The organism is Neobacillus niacini (genome assembly GCF_000759675.1).
In the GTDB taxonomy this organism is placed as follows: Bacteria; Bacillota; Bacilli; order Bacillales; family Cytobacillaceae; genus Neobacillus; species Neobacillus niacini_A.
The window spans coordinates 1-19,644 of record NZ_BAWM01000016.1 but is presented as its reverse complement, the minus strand read 5'-3'; the positions used below and the strand labels follow the sequence as shown (position 1 = coordinate 19,644).

Annotated in this window: 22 protein-coding genes; 9 read left to right on the top strand and 13 right to left on the bottom strand. The window is 35.5% G+C overall.

What is annotated here, in order from left to right:
* Positions 1-82: 82 nt before the first annotated feature.
* The 3 genes from TR08_RS07015 to TR08_RS07005 all read right to left on the bottom strand — a co-directional run bounded on the left by TR08_RS07015 (position 83) and on the right by TR08_RS07005 (position 1,858).
* Complete coding sequence (locus TR08_RS07015) at positions 83-520, bottom strand: GNAT family N-acetyltransferase (RefSeq protein ID WP_045516915.1); 438 nt, start codon at positions 518-520, stop codon at positions 83-85.
* 12 nt (positions 521-532) lie between these two features.
* Positions 533-1,411, bottom strand: a complete 879-nt coding sequence (locus tag TR08_RS07010) for an NAD-dependent epimerase/dehydratase family protein (protein ID WP_045516909.1) — start codon at positions 1,409-1,411, stop codon at positions 533-535.
* Between the two features lie 162 nt (positions 1,412-1,573).
* Positions 1,574-1,858: a YggT family protein gene (locus tag TR08_RS07005; RefSeq protein ID WP_045516907.1), complete on the bottom strand. Its 285-nt coding sequence runs from the start codon at positions 1,856-1,858 to the stop codon at positions 1,574-1,576.
* A 188-nt stretch (positions 1,859-2,046) separates the two neighbouring features.
* Here TR08_RS07005 and TR08_RS07000 point away from each other — a divergent pair, with 188 nt between their 5' ends.
* The gene (locus tag TR08_RS07000) at positions 2,047-2,235 is read left to right on the top strand and encodes a hypothetical protein (RefSeq protein ID WP_045516905.1); all 189 of its coding nucleotides are present in this window, start codon (positions 2,047-2,049) and stop codon (positions 2,233-2,235) included.
* A 97-nt stretch (positions 2,236-2,332) separates the two neighbouring features.
* Here the strand turns inward: TR08_RS07000 and TR08_RS06995 are convergent, their stop codons facing one another.
* Positions 2,333-3,151, bottom strand: a complete 819-nt coding sequence (locus tag TR08_RS06995) for an HAD family hydrolase (protein WP_045516904.1) — start codon at positions 3,149-3,151, stop codon at positions 2,333-2,335.
* 133 nt (positions 3,152-3,284) lie between these two features.
* Positions 3,285-3,692 carry a hypothetical protein gene (locus tag TR08_RS06990; protein ID WP_045516900.1) on the bottom strand — a complete coding sequence of 136 codons (408 nt, stop codon included), beginning with the start codon at positions 3,690-3,692 and terminating at the stop codon, positions 3,285-3,287.
* A gap of 222 nt (positions 3,693-3,914) precedes the next feature.
* Here TR08_RS06990 and TR08_RS06985 point away from each other — a divergent pair, with 222 nt between their 5' ends.
* Positions 3,915-4,406 (top strand): hypothetical protein, encoded by a 492-nt coding sequence (locus TR08_RS06985; RefSeq protein WP_045516899.1) that lies wholly within the window; start codon positions 3,915-3,917, stop codon positions 4,404-4,406.
* Positions 4,407-4,555: 149 nt separating this feature from the next.
* Here the strand turns inward: TR08_RS06985 and TR08_RS06980 are convergent, their stop codons facing one another.
* On the bottom strand, positions 4,556-4,744 hold the full coding sequence (locus tag TR08_RS06980) for a hypothetical protein (protein WP_045516898.1): 189 nt from the start codon (positions 4,742-4,744) through the stop codon (positions 4,556-4,558).
* Between the two features lie 138 nt (positions 4,745-4,882).
* Between TR08_RS06980 and TR08_RS06975 the strand changes: the two genes are divergently transcribed.
* The gene (locus TR08_RS06975; protein WP_045516897.1) at positions 4,883-5,089 is read left to right on the top strand and encodes a zinc ribbon domain-containing protein; all 207 of its coding nucleotides are present in this window, start codon (positions 4,883-4,885) and stop codon (positions 5,087-5,089) included.
* Between the two features lie 28 nt (positions 5,090-5,117).
* Complete coding sequence (locus TR08_RS06970; protein ID WP_045516896.1) at positions 5,118-5,387, top strand: DUF3949 domain-containing protein; 270 nt, start codon at positions 5,118-5,120, stop codon at positions 5,385-5,387.
* Between the two features lie 67 nt (positions 5,388-5,454).
* Here the strand turns inward: TR08_RS06970 and TR08_RS06965 are convergent, their stop codons facing one another.
* Complete coding sequence (locus tag TR08_RS06965; RefSeq protein ID WP_045516895.1) at positions 5,455-5,862, bottom strand: NUDIX hydrolase; 408 nt, start codon at positions 5,860-5,862, stop codon at positions 5,455-5,457.
* An 86-nt stretch (positions 5,863-5,948) separates the two neighbouring features.
* Between TR08_RS06965 and TR08_RS32415 the strand changes: the two genes are divergently transcribed.
* Positions 5,949-6,098 (top strand): hypothetical protein, encoded by a 150-nt coding sequence (locus TR08_RS32415; protein ID WP_193747694.1) that lies wholly within the window; start codon positions 5,949-5,951, stop codon positions 6,096-6,098.
* Between the two features lie 259 nt (positions 6,099-6,357).
* On the opposite strand, the gene TR08_RS06960 is transcribed toward TR08_RS32415, so the two are convergent.
* From TR08_RS06960 to TR08_RS32410, 3 genes are all read right to left on the bottom strand, one after another.
* Positions 6,358-7,923, bottom strand: a complete 1,566-nt coding sequence (locus TR08_RS06960; protein ID WP_045516894.1) for an elicitor-associated permease-like protein — start codon at positions 7,921-7,923, stop codon at positions 6,358-6,360.
* Positions 7,920-8,648, bottom strand: coding sequence for an ABC transporter ATP-binding protein (locus TR08_RS06955; protein ID WP_052427369.1), 729 nt, complete (start codon positions 8,646-8,648; stop codon positions 7,920-7,922). Before TR08_RS06955 ends, TR08_RS06960 begins: the two co-directional genes overlap by 4 nt.
* A gap of 334 nt (positions 8,649-8,982) precedes the next feature.
* The gene (locus TR08_RS32410; RefSeq protein ID WP_274520998.1) at positions 8,983-9,171 is read right to left on the bottom strand and encodes an AMEP412 family response elicitor; all 189 of its coding nucleotides are present in this window, start codon (positions 9,169-9,171) and stop codon (positions 8,983-8,985) included.
* A gap of 359 nt (positions 9,172-9,530) precedes the next feature.
* On the opposite strand from TR08_RS32410, the gene TR08_RS06950 reads away from it, so the two are divergent.
* From TR08_RS06950 to TR08_RS06940, 3 genes are all read left to right on the top strand, one after another.
* Positions 9,531-10,784, top strand: a complete 1,254-nt coding sequence (locus tag TR08_RS06950) for a dicarboxylate/amino acid:cation symporter (RefSeq protein ID WP_045516893.1) — start codon at positions 9,531-9,533, stop codon at positions 10,782-10,784.
* Between the two features lie 239 nt (positions 10,785-11,023).
* Positions 11,024-11,653, top strand: coding sequence for a chromate transporter (locus TR08_RS06945; protein WP_045516891.1), 630 nt, complete (start codon positions 11,024-11,026; stop codon positions 11,651-11,653).
* An 18-nt stretch (positions 11,654-11,671) separates the two neighbouring features.
* Positions 11,672-12,214, top strand: a complete 543-nt coding sequence (locus TR08_RS06940) for a chromate transporter (protein WP_045516889.1) — start codon at positions 11,672-11,674, stop codon at positions 12,212-12,214.
* Between the two features lie 40 nt (positions 12,215-12,254).
* On the opposite strand, the gene TR08_RS06935 is transcribed toward TR08_RS06940, so the two are convergent.
* The 3 genes from TR08_RS06935 to TR08_RS30200 form a co-directional block, all read right to left on the bottom strand.
* Positions 12,255-12,971, bottom strand: a complete 717-nt coding sequence (locus tag TR08_RS06935) for a response regulator (RefSeq protein ID WP_045516887.1) — start codon at positions 12,969-12,971, stop codon at positions 12,255-12,257.
* Between the two features lies 1 nt (position 12,972).
* Positions 12,973-14,574 (bottom strand): DcuS/MalK family sensor histidine kinase, encoded by a 1,602-nt coding sequence (gene dcuS / locus TR08_RS06930; RefSeq protein WP_081954385.1) that lies wholly within the window; start codon positions 14,572-14,574, stop codon positions 12,973-12,975.
* Between the two features lie 651 nt (positions 14,575-15,225).
* Positions 15,226-16,158, bottom strand: a complete 933-nt coding sequence (locus TR08_RS30200) for an AraC family transcriptional regulator (protein WP_052427368.1) — start codon at positions 16,156-16,158, stop codon at positions 15,226-15,228.
* 876 nt (positions 16,159-17,034) lie between these two features.
* Between TR08_RS30200 and TR08_RS06920 the strand changes: the two genes are divergently transcribed.
* Positions 17,035-18,909: an FIMAH domain-containing protein gene (locus tag TR08_RS06920; RefSeq protein WP_045516885.1), complete on the top strand. Its 1,875-nt coding sequence runs from the start codon at positions 17,035-17,037 to the stop codon at positions 18,907-18,909.
* Positions 18,910-19,644 lie beyond the last annotated feature (735 nt).

Genomic DNA, 19,644 nt, shown 5'->3' with positions numbered 1-19,644 from the left:
TATAACTACCTCCCATTTTCGATGGATTATTTTTCCCTCTAGACGTAGTTTGTGTTAATTCCGATATTTACAACCCTATCCTTTATAATGAAAAATAGTAAAAGTAATTGGACTCTTTTTTAAAGCCTATTTTTTCATATAGTCTCTGTGCTGTTACATTATCATGACCTGTTTCTAATAATAACCCTTTTGCACCTGTTTCCCCTGCAAATCCAATCGCCTTTTTAATTAACTTCTCCCCAATACCCTTTTTGCGCGCAGAGGAATTTACAAATAAATCGTTAAGGACCCAGGAGCGTTTCATACTGACAGACGAAAAGGTTGGATATAGCTGAACAAAGCCAACCGGATTATTCTCATCATAGGCAATGAAAACTAGCGAATCTTCGTTTATTAATCTTTCTTTTAAAAAAGATCTTGCACCTTCAAAATTAGATTCCTGCTGATAAAACACTCGGTAGGAATCAAATAGTGATGTTAAAGAATTAAGATCATTTAATGTAGCCTTCCGAATATTCATGGTATTCCCCCTTTATAAAAACGATGAATAGTGAAGGATTAAATTTTTCAAAAGCCTATCTAACGATGTAAAACTGAATCCCATTGACTGAGCAAGACTAGTATTCACAGACCATGCTCCAGGCAAATTATAGGGAGATGGATCACCATCAATACTTAAAATAGCTTTAGAGCCAATAAGATCTTCAATTAACGTATTTAATTCACTTAAACTACAATCTTCCTCAGAGCCTGGATTAACCGGACCATGATAGTCGGACTTCGCCATACTTAATAAAAACGAAGCAGCTTCCCCTGAGTCGATAAAACTATATCTAAAGTTAGGATGTTCAATGAACATCGGTTTACCTTCTTTTATGTGCTCCACATGGAATTTTAAGCGATTGGTATAATCGTCTTTTCCAATAATAATCGGAAAGCGTACGGCAACCACTGGGAAGTCTGCATTCTGAAAAAGGATGGCTTCAGCCGCTCGTTTTGCTTCCTGATATCCAATATAGCCTTTGTAATCTTTTCTGGTTTTTAATATTGGCTCGAAATCTAATGGATTGAAGCTTTCTTCCATATGATTGGACCCAAAATCATAAACTGCCTGACTCGATATAAATATATACTTTTGAACTTTTCCATTTAGTGCTTTCAGCGTATCAAGGGCTTCTTGTGAGGAATAGCAGGTTTGATCAAATACAACATCCCATTTCTTATCTTGAAAAGCTTGTACGAGTGATTCTGTATCTTCACGGCTAATAAACAATCTAGTAACTTGATTACCAAAGGAATCAGCTGTCAACCCTCTTGTAGCAATTGTCACTTCTACCCCTTCATCTACTAACAATTGTACCAGCCTTTTGCCAACAAATTGAGTTCCCCCAAGTATTAATGCAGATTTCATAAAAATCTCCCCTTTTATTCATCCTATTCTCTAGAATACCTCAATTTACCAATTAAGTGATACTCACAACACTAGCTACATGATAGAAAATTTTTAATAACAGTAATAGGGCTTTACTTACTATGAAACGTAAGTAAAGCCCTATATAAAATACGTTTTTAATTAGAATGCACCCAGCATGATTAACAATTGGCGAAGACCCTCTAAAGCAAATCTCCCTATATAGCTGTAAGCAAAAATCGCAATGATTGGTGAAAAATCAATCATACCCAGTGGCGGGATAAATTTCCTAAAGACAGACAAGTAAGGGTTAACCAGTTTACCTATCAGCATTCCAATTTTGGTTGATTGAAATTGCGGAAACCAGGAACCAAAAATATTTATTAAAATTAACCAATAATAAATATTATAGATATAATTTGCTATTACTAAAATATTTGTGCCCAAATTTATTCTTCCTATCTATAAATTTTTTTCAATTCCGCTACCTCTACATATACGTATTATACTCAATAAGGTTTCAAATATATCTATATTTTTAACTAAATCTGTTTTATTTCTCAGAAGTGCGAAGAATCTAAAAAGTTCGAAATACGTTCACCTCCCTAATGGTTTCCAATTAGTATTATTAAACTATGAAATATGCTTTGGTTTTACTAGGAAATTTAAGTACGGCTCTGAGGATTGAAAAAGAAGAAGCTTTTCGTTTTAGTGTGGCTGCCGGAAGTGCAACTGCCTTTTCAATCGGATTATGCACACGCGAAAAAATGGAAGGTTTGCTCCCTCAAGTAAAAATAGAAATGACAAAACAAAGAGGAGAATGATGATGAGAATTATAGAGCTATTAACCAAAGCAACCATCAACCTTTCTAGAAACTAAAAGCCCAATTTCCCCTTATTAACTGGAAATTGGGCTTTTTATTACTTTACTATTGTTTCTTTATGAGGATTTAGCAAATGACGAACTGCATGAGCAAATCCATCTTCATTGTTAGATTTTGTAATGATATCAGCTTTTTGCTGTACATGAAGAGGTGCATTAGCCATCGCAACAGAAGTGGTTGCTACCTCGAACATAGCAAGGTCATTACCGCCATCACCAAAGGCAATAATTTCATCAAACTCAAGATTCATCATTTCCTGATAACGCAATAATGCTTTTCCTTTATGCGCTTCGTTTGAAGTGATTTCAACATTATTAGGAAATGAAGAAGCCATTGAAATATCAAACTTATCCCCAAGAGTCTTTTTAACTTCTTCAACTTTTTCTAGTTGGTCATGATGTGTTAAAGCAATTAATTTATAGATTTTCAACTGATCTTTTTCAAGAATTTCATTGTAATTGAATTCTTCAAAAAGATCATTGAGTTCTTCTTTACTCATTTTATGCAAAGAAGGTAAAGTAGATGGGAAGCCTCCATAATTGGTATAGACTAAAATCCCAACACCTAGTCCCTTTAATATCGGAAAAAGTTTTTTATACGTTTCAATCGGTACAGTCGCTTCAAATAACAGCTCTCTTGTTTCCGAGAATAAAACAGATCCATTGACACAAAATATAGGAATCTCTAAATTTTGTAATGCTTTTATTTTAATGACATCTGCATAAGCCCGGCCAGTGTTCAAAATAACTGCATGACCTTGTTCATGCAATTCATTGATGGTTTGCAGGTTTGCTTCAGATATATCATGTTCAGAATTTAATAATGTACCGTCTAAGTCAATTGAAAAACATTTCATCGTGTAGTCTTCAATCCTTCCCTATCATTCTCAAAGACTACTATATCAGATATTCGAGGATTAAAAAAAGTTTAATTCTGGAAGCAAATGACAAGGGCGCTTACGGATTGGAATGTCCCTTGTCATTTTCGCCTTATCTTTCCTTTAATATATCTTGAATAATTTCCATATGAAATGCAGCCCAGGCTTTTTCGCGAAAATGGATAATTACACTAATTGCAAGACCGAGTAGATAGACAATACAAAAGCCCGCCCAAAGCCAATTTCCGTTTTTAAACAAAAAAGTAGATAACTGCTTTGAAAAAAGCAATAACAACCAGGGGGCAGAGGATACCAAAATTGGAATAATGCCCGATCCGTTATATTCCTTTATCATTCGGTAATGAATCAGTTGCAACGTACTGCTATCTAGCGACCGATAAAGAGTTTGTATCTCTTCAATCTCTTTATATTCTTGCATCTCTTTAATGGTATCGCCATTACGCAACGTTCTTTTCAAACGCAGAAAAACTTTATGGGCATCCCCTTTTAAAGAAAACATCACCAGCGCATCCCCTCCCTATATTTAGGGTTTCCTAGAGGACTATTCTTTTATTACAAATTTTAATCAACCGTTTGATTAGTTCTTACTTTGGAGGAATATTAAATTGTAAGGATATGAATAAGACTATTTTAGAATAAAGCCAACAAGACAAATTTTCTATTTGTAATTTACTTTAATTTGGAAACCATATTAATATTAATCTTTGTTAGGGGACTATGTATGGAGTCGATTATTAAGAATTTAGATTTAAACGCAAAAGGACTTTGGCTGCCCGTATCATTGGGAATAATATTATTATTGTATGCTCTTTTCATGCCTAAGAAGGAGATAAGTTGGAGAGAGCTTTATATTACTATTGGAGTAGTTGGGTTTGCAACTTGGGTTGCTGATAGCATATTTGCCAAATATTTAGATTTAGTTGATTTTGGTAATCCTAAAATTGTAGGATTAGGTGAATTTATAACTTACAACTTTGTTCCTTCATCACTTTCAGTTATTTATTTAAATTATTTAAAAATATCCAACAAATGGAAATTAGTAATTATATTTACCGTCATTTCTTTTTTAATTGAATGGGTAGTGGCTAAGGTAGGATATATGAAACTTACCCATTGGAACCATCTGTTAAGCCTACCTATATTCTTTTTTGTGTATAGTTATATCCTACCTTTACACTTTAAAATAATAAAATGTAATAAAAAGCGGAATTAATAAGACATTGAAAATAAATATAAGAAATAGCTCAGTTATGTGAACTGAGCTTTTTTATTTACAATAAGCACCGCAAATGCAGTGCAATTATTTGTACATATTTATTTACATTTTCTTGTGAAAACGCTCTTTATAAATAGGAGAATTGCTTATTCCCCTTCGTTAACGACGATTTTATATCCTTCTTGCTTGGGACCATCTTCGTAAACTTCTCGTGATACGATGTAGTAGGTTTCCTCTTTATTGTCAGTGATCACCATTTCACTTGGACTCTTATCGACTGCTGCAGCCTCTAGGCTAAAATAACCCATACCTAACATTGAAACATTAAATGGCACTTTCATCCCTCTTTTCTAGTTTTATTGCATTTTACCTTTTTTCGCGTAAGGCGACAAGCTAAAATGTGTGATTATTATGAAACATTTTGAAATCCATTACGTAAATAAATGGAAAGGTTCAAAACAGGAGGGATTGCAATGAGCGAAAAAGGATGTTTGAAATGCGGTTCTAGAGATACAGGTCAAAAAGAAGTTGCCATGACTGGAACGGGATTATCAAAAATATTCGATGTTCAACACAACACGTTTATCGTTATCTTCTGTAAAAACTGTGGTTATTCCGAATTTTATAATAAGAAATCATCTAAGGCTTCCAATATCCTTGATTTATTTTTCGGTGGGTAATAAACAAAATAAAAAGGAGAAATTCCAGATGAGTGAAGTATTTATTATATTTGTTGGCGGGTACATTCTATTATCTTTAATATTAGTTCCTTTTCAATATCGATATGTAGAGCAAATGGCAAAGAGGCGTATAGAGAATGAGAAAAAGGGTAAGAGTCAAGGTGAGATGATGGAAGATATGGAATTTGAAGAACAAGTATTGCACGCTAATGTGCAGGGGAATATGCTTTTCATCCTCGCCAATATTTTAGCATCGATAGTCTATAAAGTGATACATCGTGAAAATGTGGCGAGATAGCTTCCACGCTAAGCAAAAAAGCGACTCCATAACTGGAAGCCGCTTTTTTCTATGTATTTTCCTAAATTTAAAAACCAATATAAAAAGGATGGAGTTTCTCATCTAAACAATATTCAATTCTTTGTCTAAAGTTATTCCAGGTTACCATTTCTAATGCTTCTTCTAGTTTGTAAAAACCTACTTCTAGACTCTCTGGGCTGGTTGTTAATTTCCCGCCGATTGGTTTTCCTAAAAATAATGTGTTACAAATAGAGCCCTCGATATTTTGAAAGATTCCACAAAACTTTATAACTTCTATGTCTATCCCTGATTCTTCTTTTGTTTCCCTAATGACGGCATCCGCTAAGGATTCCCCTTCTTCCACCTGACCGCCAGGCATTTCCCATCCTCTTCGTGGACCTTTAATCAGTAATAGTTCATTCTTGTCATTTAAGACAATGGCTGCTGCAGAAACAATATGTTTTGGTGCTGTCATTTTTTCTCCTCCCCTCTGTCTTTAAATCATACTTTTTGAATTTGTTATTTGTAATTCAACCATACTATAACTTGGAGGTGTATAAAATGCCAAAAAATAATCCTATTGAATATACTGGAAAGGTGCTTAATCATAGGAATCAGCTAACAGGTCCCGATGATTCAGGTAAGGCATCCTATCCTGAACGGCCGAAGAATGTTTCAATTCAGGAGTCAAACGGAAAAGGAAACCAGTAAACTTTTTAAATCAAACGTTTGATTAGTTGTTCAAATCCTTAAATACCAACGCTTCTAACGATTTAATCAAACGTTTGATTAGTTTTTTATTCACTAAAGGTGTCTTCCTCCGCTTTCTCGCATCACTAGTTTTTAAAGAACTGAACGATAGGGTCAATAAGACCAGTGAATTTCAAAATAAGAAATAGAATACAAAAAACCGTAAACCCTGCACTAAATTTTTGCATAGCTGTCTTATTTTCATTTTTATTTTCGTTTGTCATTTCCTCTTCACTCCATGATTTAAATTTACTTTGGTACTTTTATACAACATTCCAATTATAATAGCGGTAATTAAAATCAGAATAATATTTTCCTGCACAAAAAACACATGACTCCCGTCTATTAATTGCCGAAAATACACATGCATGATACTAAAAACAAGTAGAAGTGGAATATTCCACACAAATATAAAGTAAAAAAGGGGCTTTACTATTTCACCCTTAAATCTATATCCTGTAGAATCTTTTATACTCTTTTTCATAATCCGTGATATTAATACCCGGGAAGCTATAAAGGTCAGGATGAAGATCTGGATTAGAGCATACATGATTAATTCAATGTCTACCGATTCTAATAAACAAATAGTAACTATATAAATCCCAGCAATTATAAAAGACAGACAATGTACTAAAAGACTTCTTTTCTTTAAAAGTTCCTGAAAGTTAAAGGGAATTGAAAATAAGAGGTCTTGATGCTCTTTATCATCTGAAAAAAGGTTATTAGTTGTAACCGTTGTAATCATCAACGCAAATATGTTGATTAGTAACGATAGAGTATAACCGGATGCAAACTGATTTTTGTATTCTATTACACTTGTGAACAATATGGGAGAGAGATACACCGAAAAAAGCTTTGGTGATCTAATTAAAAATAATAAATCTTTCCTTATGAAAAAGTTCTTTATGTACTTATTAATCACTATTGAAATCTGATTGGAATAAAATGACTTCTCTATGTCTCTTAAAGATATGGTTAAAAACCCACGTTTATAACAATAGTCAGTAATGAAGTAAGCAATAGGAATAAAACATAAACAGTTTACAGTAATAAACAAAGTAAATAACACAACTTCTATTACATCTATCGGAGCACCCAATAAATATTTTGGGTATTGAAGCAACAGATAAAACATGGTTTCAACGATTCCATTTTGATTTAAAAAATACGTCTTATAATTCTGAGAGTAGATAATAACGGCAATTACCCCAACAGAACCAAGTGTCATAAGAGAATATGCTACTGTTTTTAATCCTTTTCCTTTCGTAAGGATAAATGCAAGACCAAATAGGACATTGGCCATGACACTAAAAAAAATCGAAACCGCTGCAATCTGAGGAATAGTCACAAGGACAATTTCTAACGAAATATGATTGGCAAAGTAATTGGCTAAAGTAAACGGAAATAAGAAAATAAAATGAACAAATGCAACTTCTATAGCAACAATGGAAAATCTCGCTAAAATAACTTGCGAATTGTTTATTGGCGCAACAAGTAATATTTCCCGTTCAACCGAATGAAAATACTCTTTATAAAATTTTTTTATAGAGGTGGAGATAGAGATCAAACACAAAAAAGCAAATAAAGCTAATAAATATTTAGGCATATTTGATTGGATGGTTTGAGGCAGGAATTGAATAATAAAATATAAAATAGCAGTAAGACATAGAAACAGGAAAACAATTCCAGCTCCTTCCGCAATAACCTCTTTTTTCGATCCTCTAGGTTTATGCCTTGTTATTTTATATTTAAAAGATAAATACCTAATGAAATTCATTTTATTCATTCTCGTCCCTCAACAACAGATATTAAGTAATCTTCTACACTGGTCAATGTCTCTCTTATCTTGCTTACAGATATATTCTTCTTTAAGAGCACTCCATTATTAATAATGGAAACCGTATCCGCGATTTCTTCTATAGTATTTAAGGAGTGAGATGATAAAAAAACGGTTCCTCCCTTAGAAGTATATTCTTTTAACAACGTCTTGAACTGTTTAATACTTAATGGATCCAATCCAAGCGTAGGTTCATCGTATAGTAAAAGAGAAGGGTCATGTATTAGGGAAGAAATAATGGCAATTTTTTGTTTATTTCCTCTAGAAAGATTTTTAATTAAGGTTTTCTTATATTTTTCTATTTCAAAATGCTTTAAATATTTATTTATTTTAGACTCAATTTCTGTAACATTCGTTTTCCCATATAAGAAAGCAATGAAATGTAAATGTTCGATTACTGATAGTTTTTCAAACACAGCAGGATAATCAGGACAATAGCCAATATGCCCTTTATGATGTGGATTGTGATAATTTATTATCTCGTCCTGAAAAAAAACTTCACCCTCATCAGGTATGATAATTCCCATTAACATTTTAATCGTGGTAGATTTACCAGCTCCATTTTTCCCTAAATAACCACATATTGTTCCTTTTTTTATCGAAAGAGAGTCTATTGAAATAATACATTCTCCATCATAATACTTTTTAATATCTCTCATATATAAAATTTCCAACTTATCATCCACCTACCTTACAAAACTGGTAAAATTTATATAATAATTTTTATCATACCATTGGTATTTAGTTTCAACAAGGGATGGAATCATAACACAGAACCCCTCGAATATCTAGGCTGCAAATGGTTTTTCTTTCTAAAGGCTAATCGTCTCATTCCAAAAAGATAGGATTATTTTCAATTAAATCTTTAGTTGAATTCATCATAATTCTACCAATTTGTAGATTCAATATCGTTTTACTATAATTGCGCTTTTCCGAAATAACTCACTCATTTAGCAAATTAAAAAAAGCAGAACTCTTTTTCAACAAAAGAGCTCTGCTATTAACTTACTATCCTAGAATGATACGAATAATGTCGTAAACGGAATATCCCTTAAGGAACCAATCAACAATCTTACCAGGGTTTGCCTGAATGTAATTCAAGATTTTTGTGGCTTGAGCATAAGTTTTTCCAGCTGCAACTGTAGCCAGATCATAAGCCCACTTCAAGAAAGCTGCAACCTTGTCCTTATTTTTAATTTAGTTGTAAGCAGACCAATTTTAATTAGCGGGATGAAACTGATCACCTAACTCCCTGGCGGAGCAAATTTAATCGAATTTATCGGCCATTTGGCTCCTCCGCACTCTTTTTCAAAAAAAGCAGTCAGACTCACTTTTCGCAAATCCAATCGGAATTAACATAAAAATTGACCCTCTAATGGAATCCTCAATATTTTGAAAGATAAAACCAATTTGACCATTTCCCTCACTTACTTTAATTACAAAACGATTTATAAAGTAATATAAACTATTTTAGTTGTTCACAAAATTGTAATATATTAATAATTCATAAAAATGAAATCGTTTTCAAAACAATGTTCGAATAGGAGGCATGGATCATGAAAATTAATTTTAAGAGTCTCACTACCCAAGTAATTCTGGGTATTCTCCTCGGTATTTCAGTCGGTTTAGTTTTTCCTGAGATTGGCTCACAGCTAAAGGTCATTGCAGATATTTTTATCAAACTAGTAAAAATGGTGATTGCTCCAATTATATTCCTGACAATCGTAATTGGAATCGCTGGTATGGGAGATTTAAAGAAAGTTGGTAAAATCGGCGGGAAGGCGTTGCTCTATTTTGAAATCGTCTCCACCATCGCTCTAGCCATCGGAATTATTGTGGCAAATGTTATTAAGGCAGGAAAAGGGATTGATGCGGAAGCTGGAAAAGGAGATATCTCCCAATACACAGAAAAAGCTGCTGAAACTAGTCACGGGTTTATGGATTTTATCTTATCGATCATTCCTGATAGCTTTATCGGTGCCTTTGCTAATGGTGAACTATTACCAGTACTCCTCTTAGCTGTATTATTCGGAATTTCTTTGGCTCACTTAGGTAAAAAGGGAAAACCTATTATTGAGTTTTTTGAAAAAACAGCTGAGGTGTTCTTCGGAATCGTTAATATCATTATGAAGGTCTCTCCATTTGCAGCATTTGGAGCTATGGCTTACACAATCGGGGAATTTGGAATTGAATCATTATTGTATCTAGGAAAATTAATGGGCTCTGTTTATATTACAATGGCATTATTCATTGTTTTAGTTCTTGGCGGTATTGCTAAGATGTTCGGTTTCAGTATCTTCAAATTCATTGCTTATATAAAAGAAGAGATCCTTTTGGTCGTCGGAACTTCATCCTCTGAGGCTGCACTGCCTAAGATGATGGAAAAGCTTGAAAAGTACGGTTGTTCTAAGCCCGTTGTAGGGTTGGTTCTTCCAACAGGATATTCCTTTAACCTTGATGGAACTTCCATTTACCTTTCTATGGCTGCATTATTCATCGCGCAGGCATACGGAGTAGACCTCAGTATTTGGCAGCAAATCACTCTGCTTGCTGTATTGATGTTTACATCAAAAGGTGCAGCCGGCGTAACAGGATCAGGATTTGTTACACTCGCAGCGACTCTAGCAGTTTTCCCTTCCATCCCAGTGGAAGGAATGGCTCTTATTCTTGGGGTTGACCGATTCATGTCAGAAGCACGTGCCATCACAAACCTCATCGGAAACGGCGTAGCAACCGTCGTCATATCCAAAACAGAAGGCGAATTCAACCCAGTACAGGAAGTACCTGACAAAAAACAAATCACAGCCTAAACCTAAAAAATGTGAGCCCCTCCGGCTCACATTTTTTCATTCCTCTCCTCCATCATACACTGTCCACCTCAGGCGGACAGTGTCCACGAGTGGTGCCTGTCACCAAACTATAATTATTATAATTTACAATTGTTGCTATTTACCCATTCTCTCTCTTTTGGTACCTTTATATATGATGTTAGATTCATAGGTTGATGGAGAGCTTGCTTTCTTTTGATCTTGTGGAAAGAAGGATTTTTATGAAGGTGAAGGCGCATAATAGATTATTGTTTCAAATTTTTTGGTCGTTTTTTAAGATTAGTCCTGTAACGTTTGGCGGGGGTTTTGCGATGATCCCTTTAATCATAAAAGAAATAGTAGAAAAGCGAAAATGGTTAACAAATGATGATATTACCGATGTGATAGCATTATCTCAAACGGTTCCAGGAGCTGTTGCGGTGAATTCAGCTACATTTATTGGCCAAAGAATTGGCGGGATACGCGGAGCTCTAGCTGCTATGATTGGTGTTTCGCTGCCTACCTTTTTAATTGTTCTTGCTTTAGGAGCTTCCTATTATTATGTTCAAGATAATCCAAAGTTAGAAGCTGCTTTTATATCAATAAGAGCCACCATTGTAGCAATTATTGTGTTTGCGGGAATTAAAATTGCAAAAACAGCCATTTTTGACAAGACTACATTTTTCATTATGGTTGTTGGAGTACCTGTACTATTTTTCATCCATCCGATTGTTGCCATCCTGCTCGGGGCAATTACAGGATTAGTTGTAACATCTATTAAGACAAAATTAGGCTATCAAATTGACTTGAAGAAAGATAAGGAAGTAGATCCAACCATTGACCCTGATTATTACATGGGTGCTGGTATTTAGAATTAGGGGGTGTGCCAAATGATATTGTGGGAACTTTTTCAGACATTTTTTTTAATGGGCTTTGTCTCCTTTGGAGGGGGCTACGCGATGTTGCCCATAATTGAAAAGGCTGTAACGGAATACGGATGGATGTCTGCAGAACACATGACGAATATGATTGCGATTGCTGGAATGTCTCCAGGACCCGTCGCGGCCAATAGTGCCATTCTAATAGGATATTCTGCCGCAGGCATTAGCGGGGCAGTTGTATCGGCCATGGCTATTTTACTTCCCTCCCTAATTTTAGTTATCACGGTTGCAGCCTTTTTTATTAAACTGCACCATAATCCTGTGGTTGAAAGAATGTTTTATGGTTTAAAGCCTTTAGTCACTAGTTTAATTATCTATGCTGCCATTAAATTTGCACTAGCCAATAATCTGATTACATTAGATATATCGTTCCGTTCTATTAGCTTAGTCATCATCTTTGGCCTATCCTTATTTGCCTTATTTAAACTCCGTTGGAATCCAGTCTATGTTATTGCACTTTCTGGATTGGTGGGGATAGCCCTCTATTCTTGAAAAATCTATTTAACTAAAAAAAGTGGCAATCGCCACTTTTTCAAAGATACATCGACACTTGACTTAGCCTGTCCTTTTTTAACGTGTAATAGTAAACGGGCCTGCCAATCCCATAAGTTAATGACTCTTCAAGTACTCCGAGATGGGTTAGGTATTTCAAGTATTTTCGGACTGACACTCTAGATATATATGTACTCTCAGCGATATCATCGGTTGAAAAAAGCCCGCCTTCTTTTGCAATAATCACCTGTATGATATTCTGCAAGGTGCTATTGGTCAAACCTTTAGGCAATGCATTTATTACTTCCTCTGACGATGTTCTCTGATCACCATGAAGAATCCGATCATCTAAATCTTCCTGGTTAAAAACTTGTTTTTTTTCAAAAAAAGCATATTTTTCTTTATATTGCACCAAAGCCTGGTTAAACCTTTCAAACTCAAAAGGTTTAATCAAATAATCAACTGCTCCAAGCCGTAGGGCTGTTTGTATTTTTTCCGTGTCTGCAGCGGCTGTAATGAGAATAACATCGACTGCTATATTTTGTTCTCTAATAAAATGAAGCAGTTTGAGACCATTCTTTCCTGGCATATAGACATCAAGTAAAATGAGGTTAACCTGTTCCCTTTCAAGAAACTCCCTAGCATCCTTTACGTTATGGACAATGCCAGACAAACTAAATCCTTTGACTTCTTTAAGATAACGTTTATTAAATTCGGCTACCATCGGGTCATCTTCGACTATCAGAACCTTAATCATGTTACCCCCCTTTTACTTCATAAGGAATTTGTATATGAATCTCCGTTCCTAACAATAATTTAGAATCAATGGTCCATTCTCCACCTAAGTTTTCAATGCTTTTTGTAACGAGATAAAGGCCATATCCACGATTTTCCCCTTTTGTGGAATATCCTTTTTCAAGTACGTTCCTTTGAATCTCATCAGGAATTCCGGGTCCTGAATCCAAAACCTCAATTGTTAAAAAGTTTTCCGAATATTGCAGTGTAACATCTAGTGTTTTATCGCTAGAATTAGCCATGGCTTCAATGGCATTATCTATTAAATTCCCAAGAATGGTGATTAACTCATGGGTAATCTTAGGGTTCGCCGGCTCAGGAATCACAGTATTTACCTCAATCATTAACTCCACATTTTCTTCCCTGGCATAGCTTAATTTCCCCATAAGAAATCCAGCCAGTGCAGGGTCTTTAATATGTTGAGCGATGTTTCCGAGCTCTTGATTTTGGTGACCCACTAATGCTCGGATGTAATCAGTTAGGTCATCGTAATATTTCATTTGAACCATCCCAAGGATCACATGCAGGCGATTCATAAACTCATGGGACTGGGCACGGAGTGCTTCCGCATAGGTTTTCACCCCTGTTAATTGCTCTGCCAATTGATTAATTTCGGTCTTGTCCCTAAAGGTTGAAATCGCACCCACCACCTCGCCATTTACAAAAAGCGGAACTCGATTGACAAGGATGGAAATACCGTTAATAGTTTGTTCTTCATCCAGCTCAGGTTTTCCTTTTTCCAAAACTTGGTCTAGTCTAGTTGATGACAAATAATCATTAATTTTCATCCCAACCGGATCCTCGGAAAGCCCAGCTTTTTGAAAAATCTGCCTTGCTGATCGATTAACCAGCGTAATGGTTTGTTCATTATCAACTGCAATGATCCCCTCATGTACAGACTGAAGCATGGTACTACGTTCCACAAAAATCTTGGCAATCGCAAAGGGTTCAAGTCCAAATAGGATTCTTTTAATATACCTCGCTAATAAGACAGCACCAATGATACCAACAAGTAAACCTAATACTGTAACAGTTAGAATACCTCTATGGCTTTTGCCTAGTGCTGCTTCTACACTTTCTAGCGAAATGCCGACAGCAACGACACCAATCTGGTCCCCGGTCATATTGTAGATGGGTGTAAAGGCTCTTAAAGATTCACCTAATGTCCCACGGGAGCTTGATACATACTCTTTTCCCTTAAGCGCTTCCTTTTCATCCCCACCCACAAAGTGTTTTCCAATTTGGTCTGGATTAGGGTGCGACTTCCGTATCCCGTTCATATCCATGACGACAATAAACAACATGTCGGTGGCAGATTGAATATCCATCGTATAATCCTGAATCTCGTTTGTCTTACGTTCGTCCTCCAATGCTTCGATAATTACATGAGAGGTTGCAATCGACCTCGAAACCATACTCGCTTTCTCTTCCTGATGTTTTCTAATATTTTCACTGACTGTGTTACTTATTAATAAGTCTGTAATCATTAATGATACAAGGACAACTAAACAAACGAAGAAGGTGATAATCGTACTTAATTTAAATTTAAAACGTTGAGTTTGCACAAAAAAACCTCCGTAAAAAACCGCTTTCTTTCCCTCGAACCCCACACCTAAATTTGTAACCGGTTTCAGATATCTTAAGGAAAGTCTAAATGGAGAATAATAGAACCCATAGCATTTATTTTATCTTATTTTTACTACTCAGTTTTAAAAAAATGGAACCTTGGGTAATTTTATTTCTTATTACCCAAGGTTCTTTTTATAAAAACTAGACATTGCCTTAAGATATAGGAAAACGATTTTCTTTCATAAGAGCAACTCTCCTCTGTTTAAAAAGAAGTACACATGGAACCACTAACATAATAAACCAAACAAGCATTAAAAGACTTACAAGGATTGGTAATGGTGTTAACTCAAATACTTGCAATATCGTTAATATTTGTCATCACATATCTCCCACATATACTTGATGTCAAGGAAACCTACGCATTTACATTCAATTTCTGAAAAGCTTTTATAAAGTAAAGGAGGTTTCCATTGTATGCCCATCTTACCGCAATCCTGTGTTCTCCTACAATGAGTGTAGAGTGTTCAATATCCCTCATTTCTCCTTCAAACCAGAAAGATGATTCTTCCACATTTATTAGTCTATTGCTTACTACATATATTCTTTTATTGGTTAAATACAACTCTCCAAAGTAGACATTACAATTTCTAGTAAAGATCCTTGGATTGTGCAAATGCATTACTGTCAGTTTTTGCTGGGATATGTTCGGGGTGGTATGTAATCGCTTTATGGGCTAACCTGTATTCCTTCGGTGTTTGTTTTTCAAAGCGTTTGAAAAGCTTTCCAAAATAACTTTGATCCGAGAATCCAGTTTTTTCAGCAATTTCGCTGATGGAATTCTCCGTTTTTGTTAAAAGATATTTTGCCTGCTTAATACGAAATTTTTGAAGGTACTCCATCACCGAATAACCCGTCGTCCGTTTGAACAAGCGGGAAAAATGGTAAGGGCTTAACATTATTTCATTCGCAATTTCTTCAAGCTTTAAAGGCTCAATAAAATGGTTTTCCATATAATAAATCACTTGTTGGATTGAATCCGGATATGCAGGTGTTTCAAGAGAAGGTTGAGACGAACCGCCCTTCATTCTCATCACTATCATATTTGTTAGTATATGTGTAATAACAGCGGAAGCCTTGGCCTCATGGCCAACTTGCCGTAAATTAAACATTTCAAAAAGTTGATAAAATAATTCCTGAGTTTCCTCCGGATTATGAACTTGATAGACAGGTGTATTATTGCCGTCAAGTAAATGAAAGTAATCCTCCACCTGTGAACCGCCGAAGTGAACCCAGAAAACCTCAAACGGATCGTTAGGGTCAGCATAATAGCGATGTGGCTGATTTAAATCCAGAAAGAAAATATCGCCAGGGCCTACGTTAAAAGTCCGGCCGTGCCATTCAATCTTCCCCTTTCCACTTACCACATACTTTAATTGAAAATCAAATAATCTATCCCTTTGTACATCATACGTTGGTTCGCATACAAACCAACCAACAGAATGTACAAAAAACCAGAGTTTTTTTGCAATTTCACTCGAAGAATGGGTATACGTTTTGTAAAAAAATCTTTCTTCAATCACTCTATCACCTCTAAATGTTCCCATTTAACCAACTATATTCCATTGAGCAATTTCATTATAACACGTCGATAATGGAGCTTTATTTGTGAAAAAGTAGAATAGGTAAATAGGAGGAATTAAAAGAATACCATGTGAATGATTCTATATGATCAAATAATTATGTTACAAATATAGAATGGATATTGAGAGCAATATTGTACTAATAATGAGCAAGAAACTCTATTAATTTAATACAAGCTGTATAGTAAACTAATGATAAATCTTTTAAAGGAATTTTCTGAAAGAAATATTAATCCAAGCGATGTTTTAAACCAATATGAGTCTAAGGATAATTTATTCTTTCGATTAGTACATTATTTTTTTAATGAGTGGTTTCTATTTTTGACAAGTAATGAATACAGTTACAATTTTTAAAATAAGATGGTGCTTTTTATAAAGGAGGTGAACAGTAAGGAATTATTACCGTTTAACGTACGCCGCACTCCGTAAAATGTAAACTTAAATGGTGAATTCGAACAATCTCAATGTCATCACAAACAGGCAGCCGATGTGTAAATTGTACTAAGTACAAAAATGAAATCTAGGTGGAAAATTATTAATCTTATAAGACATGCTTTGTATGGAAATAAATTACAACCTGGGGATGAAGAGCTTAATAGATTCTCACTTCAGGCATTAACTGGTCATATCAACATTACCTCTTAATAAAAAGTTTCCATGACATGTTCTACACAATTACAGAAGTAAGGTAGTAATAGAAAAGAAGATGTGAGTAATTTCAATTATTCTTAGTGGAATTGGAAAAAGAGAAATCGGCTGTAAAACCAACAGCCTTTTGCAAATGAAAGTACTAATTATATATATGAGGTGAACGACTTGAAACGATTCCTAATTAATTGTTTAATAATTTGGCTTGTGGTGCCGCTATTTCTTATAGAACAAGCCCAACCTGCTGGGGCAAACACTCTGTCAGCAGACAGTACAACTTATTATATTGATAGTGTTAATGGAGACGATGATAACAATGGTGAAAGTTCTCAATCAGCTTGGAAATCATTAGACAAAGTTAACGGTACAAAATTTTTACCAGGAGACAAGATTTTATTTAAAGCGGGTGGAAAATGGTCTGGACAACTACACCCGAAAGGTTCCGGAGCTGAAGATCGGCCGATCACTATCGGAATGTATGGAAATGGGGAGAAACCTCTAATTCAAGGGGAGGGTACTGTCGAGAGTACCGTTTATTTATACAACCAACAATACTGGGAAATTGGGTATCTAGAGGTTACCAACCATTCATCTGTTCCTGCCAAAACTCCCCGGCGAGGTGTTCATGTTGCGGCTGAGAACTTTGAGGCTGGCGGAGCTAACGATTTGAGCAAGGTTTCAACACTGCACCACATTTATATCCACGACTTGTATGTGCATGATGTAAACGGTGAAGATAAAAAAGATGCTGCTGGAAGTGCAGGGATTCAAGTCAGTGTTACAATCCCCGAGGGGTCAGTTCAACGCAGAACGACATTTGATGATATTTTGATTGAGAACAATGTAGTGGAACGGGTATCACGGTCAGGAATCATCACTTGGAATGATTGGAAATACCGTGAGCAGCTGGGCTATGGAAATAACGAGTCTAAACCTTGGACGCCCCTTACTAATGTTGTCATTCGGGGTAACAAACTTACGGACATTGGCGGCGATGGAATCGTTCCTCATATGACAGATGGGGCATTGGTTGAAAAAAATGTTGTTGATGGTTTTAACAAAACATCCGCCGGTTATAATGTCGGAATGTGGACTTGGGATGGTGATAATACTCTCTATCAATACAATGAAGTGTCGGGCGGATATTCAACGAGAGACGGAAATGCTTTTGATTTTGATCATGGCTCACGTGGGATTATTTACCAATACAATTATAGTCACGATAATGATGGTGGTACGTTACTTGTATGTGCTGATGGAAGTGCAAAAACGGGGGGAGTTTACGACGGAGTTTTCCGTTATAATATCAGTCAAAATGATAAATATCAGACATTTACTATTTGTGGGGGGAGTAATGTCCACAACGTACAAATTTATAACAACGTATTTTACGTAGCACAGGGAATGAAGACTAATATGCTTGTTTCGCAAGGTGGAGCGACAGAAGTTGCCCTGCGCAACAATATCTTCTATAACTTAGGATCTGGCCGATATACGAAAAAATCAAGTTGGACTTACGACCATAATTTGTTCTTTGGAAATAATGTTCCTACAACTAGTGTCATCCCTGATCAGAATATGATGACCTCTGATCCTTTATTTGTTAATCCGGGGAGTGGCGATAACGGAATCGGCACTCTAGATGGTTATAAGTTGCAAGCAGACTCTCCAGCAATTGGCAGCGGAACTTTGATAAATAATAGTGGGAGTCAGGACTTCTGGGGTACTCCGTTATCTCCTATTAGTCAAAACCGTGGCTCATATGGTGGACAAGCAGTAAGCATTACAGTGATACGCGATTTGCTGGACTATTACCTGGAGACAGGTGAAGTGGAAACTCCACTTTATAAACAATTGAGTAATAAATTAGAACAGGCAGAGCAATTCAAAAATAATGGTCAAGAAGAGCAAGCTGTTAAACATTTGAAAGATTTCATAGCACACTTGAATAATAATGCTTTGGATAAATTTGTGTCTGAGCAATCTAAGAGACTACTAAATCATGACACACAAATTCTAATTAACGATTGGTCGGAAGAATAAAGCTGAATTGAAAGTTCCTGGTGTATATAGTCCTAGCAAAGAAGAATGGGAAGCAATGAATGCTCAAAAGAACTGAGATCGTCATGATGCAAAAAGCCGGCGCCTGCCGGTTTTTTGTACTATCAGAATGTATTCATTTCTTAACTCAGTTTGCTCACTGAATCCGTTTTTATAGTACATTATAACAAAAATGATATTCCAGAATAGGCCGCGATTACGGAAGAGAATCATAGAGAATAATGATCAAAATTTTAAAGACAGTGGGACTATCACTACGAAATCTCTCCTGAAGCTTATACGTCTCAGGAGGGATTTTCATATTAAACCATTTCGGTATATGCAAAAATACCCAATTTAGATATATCAATGGGTTAACCATTGTTAACTAAGGTAACCAAGAAAACAAAAGAATATCATTATTGTGTTCCATCAAAGATTTCCAATAACCCTGTAAGGGTAGATAGTACATGTTCATCTTGTTGAAGGTTAATTTTTCTGTTCATATTTCTTCTCCCTTCGTTGAAATTAGCTTACTTTCAATCTAATTTATGAAATGCATTTCAAGTCAAGAGAAAAAATTAAACTAAATTCTAAAAACATCTAAGGAAGCAGATTAAATTTTGAATAAGTAATAACGCTATCTATTATTAAACTAGTCGAGTAGAAGAGAACCTCTCTACCTTACGGTAGATTGTGTTCTCCCCCCTCCCAGAACCGTGCTTGCGCAATTAACGC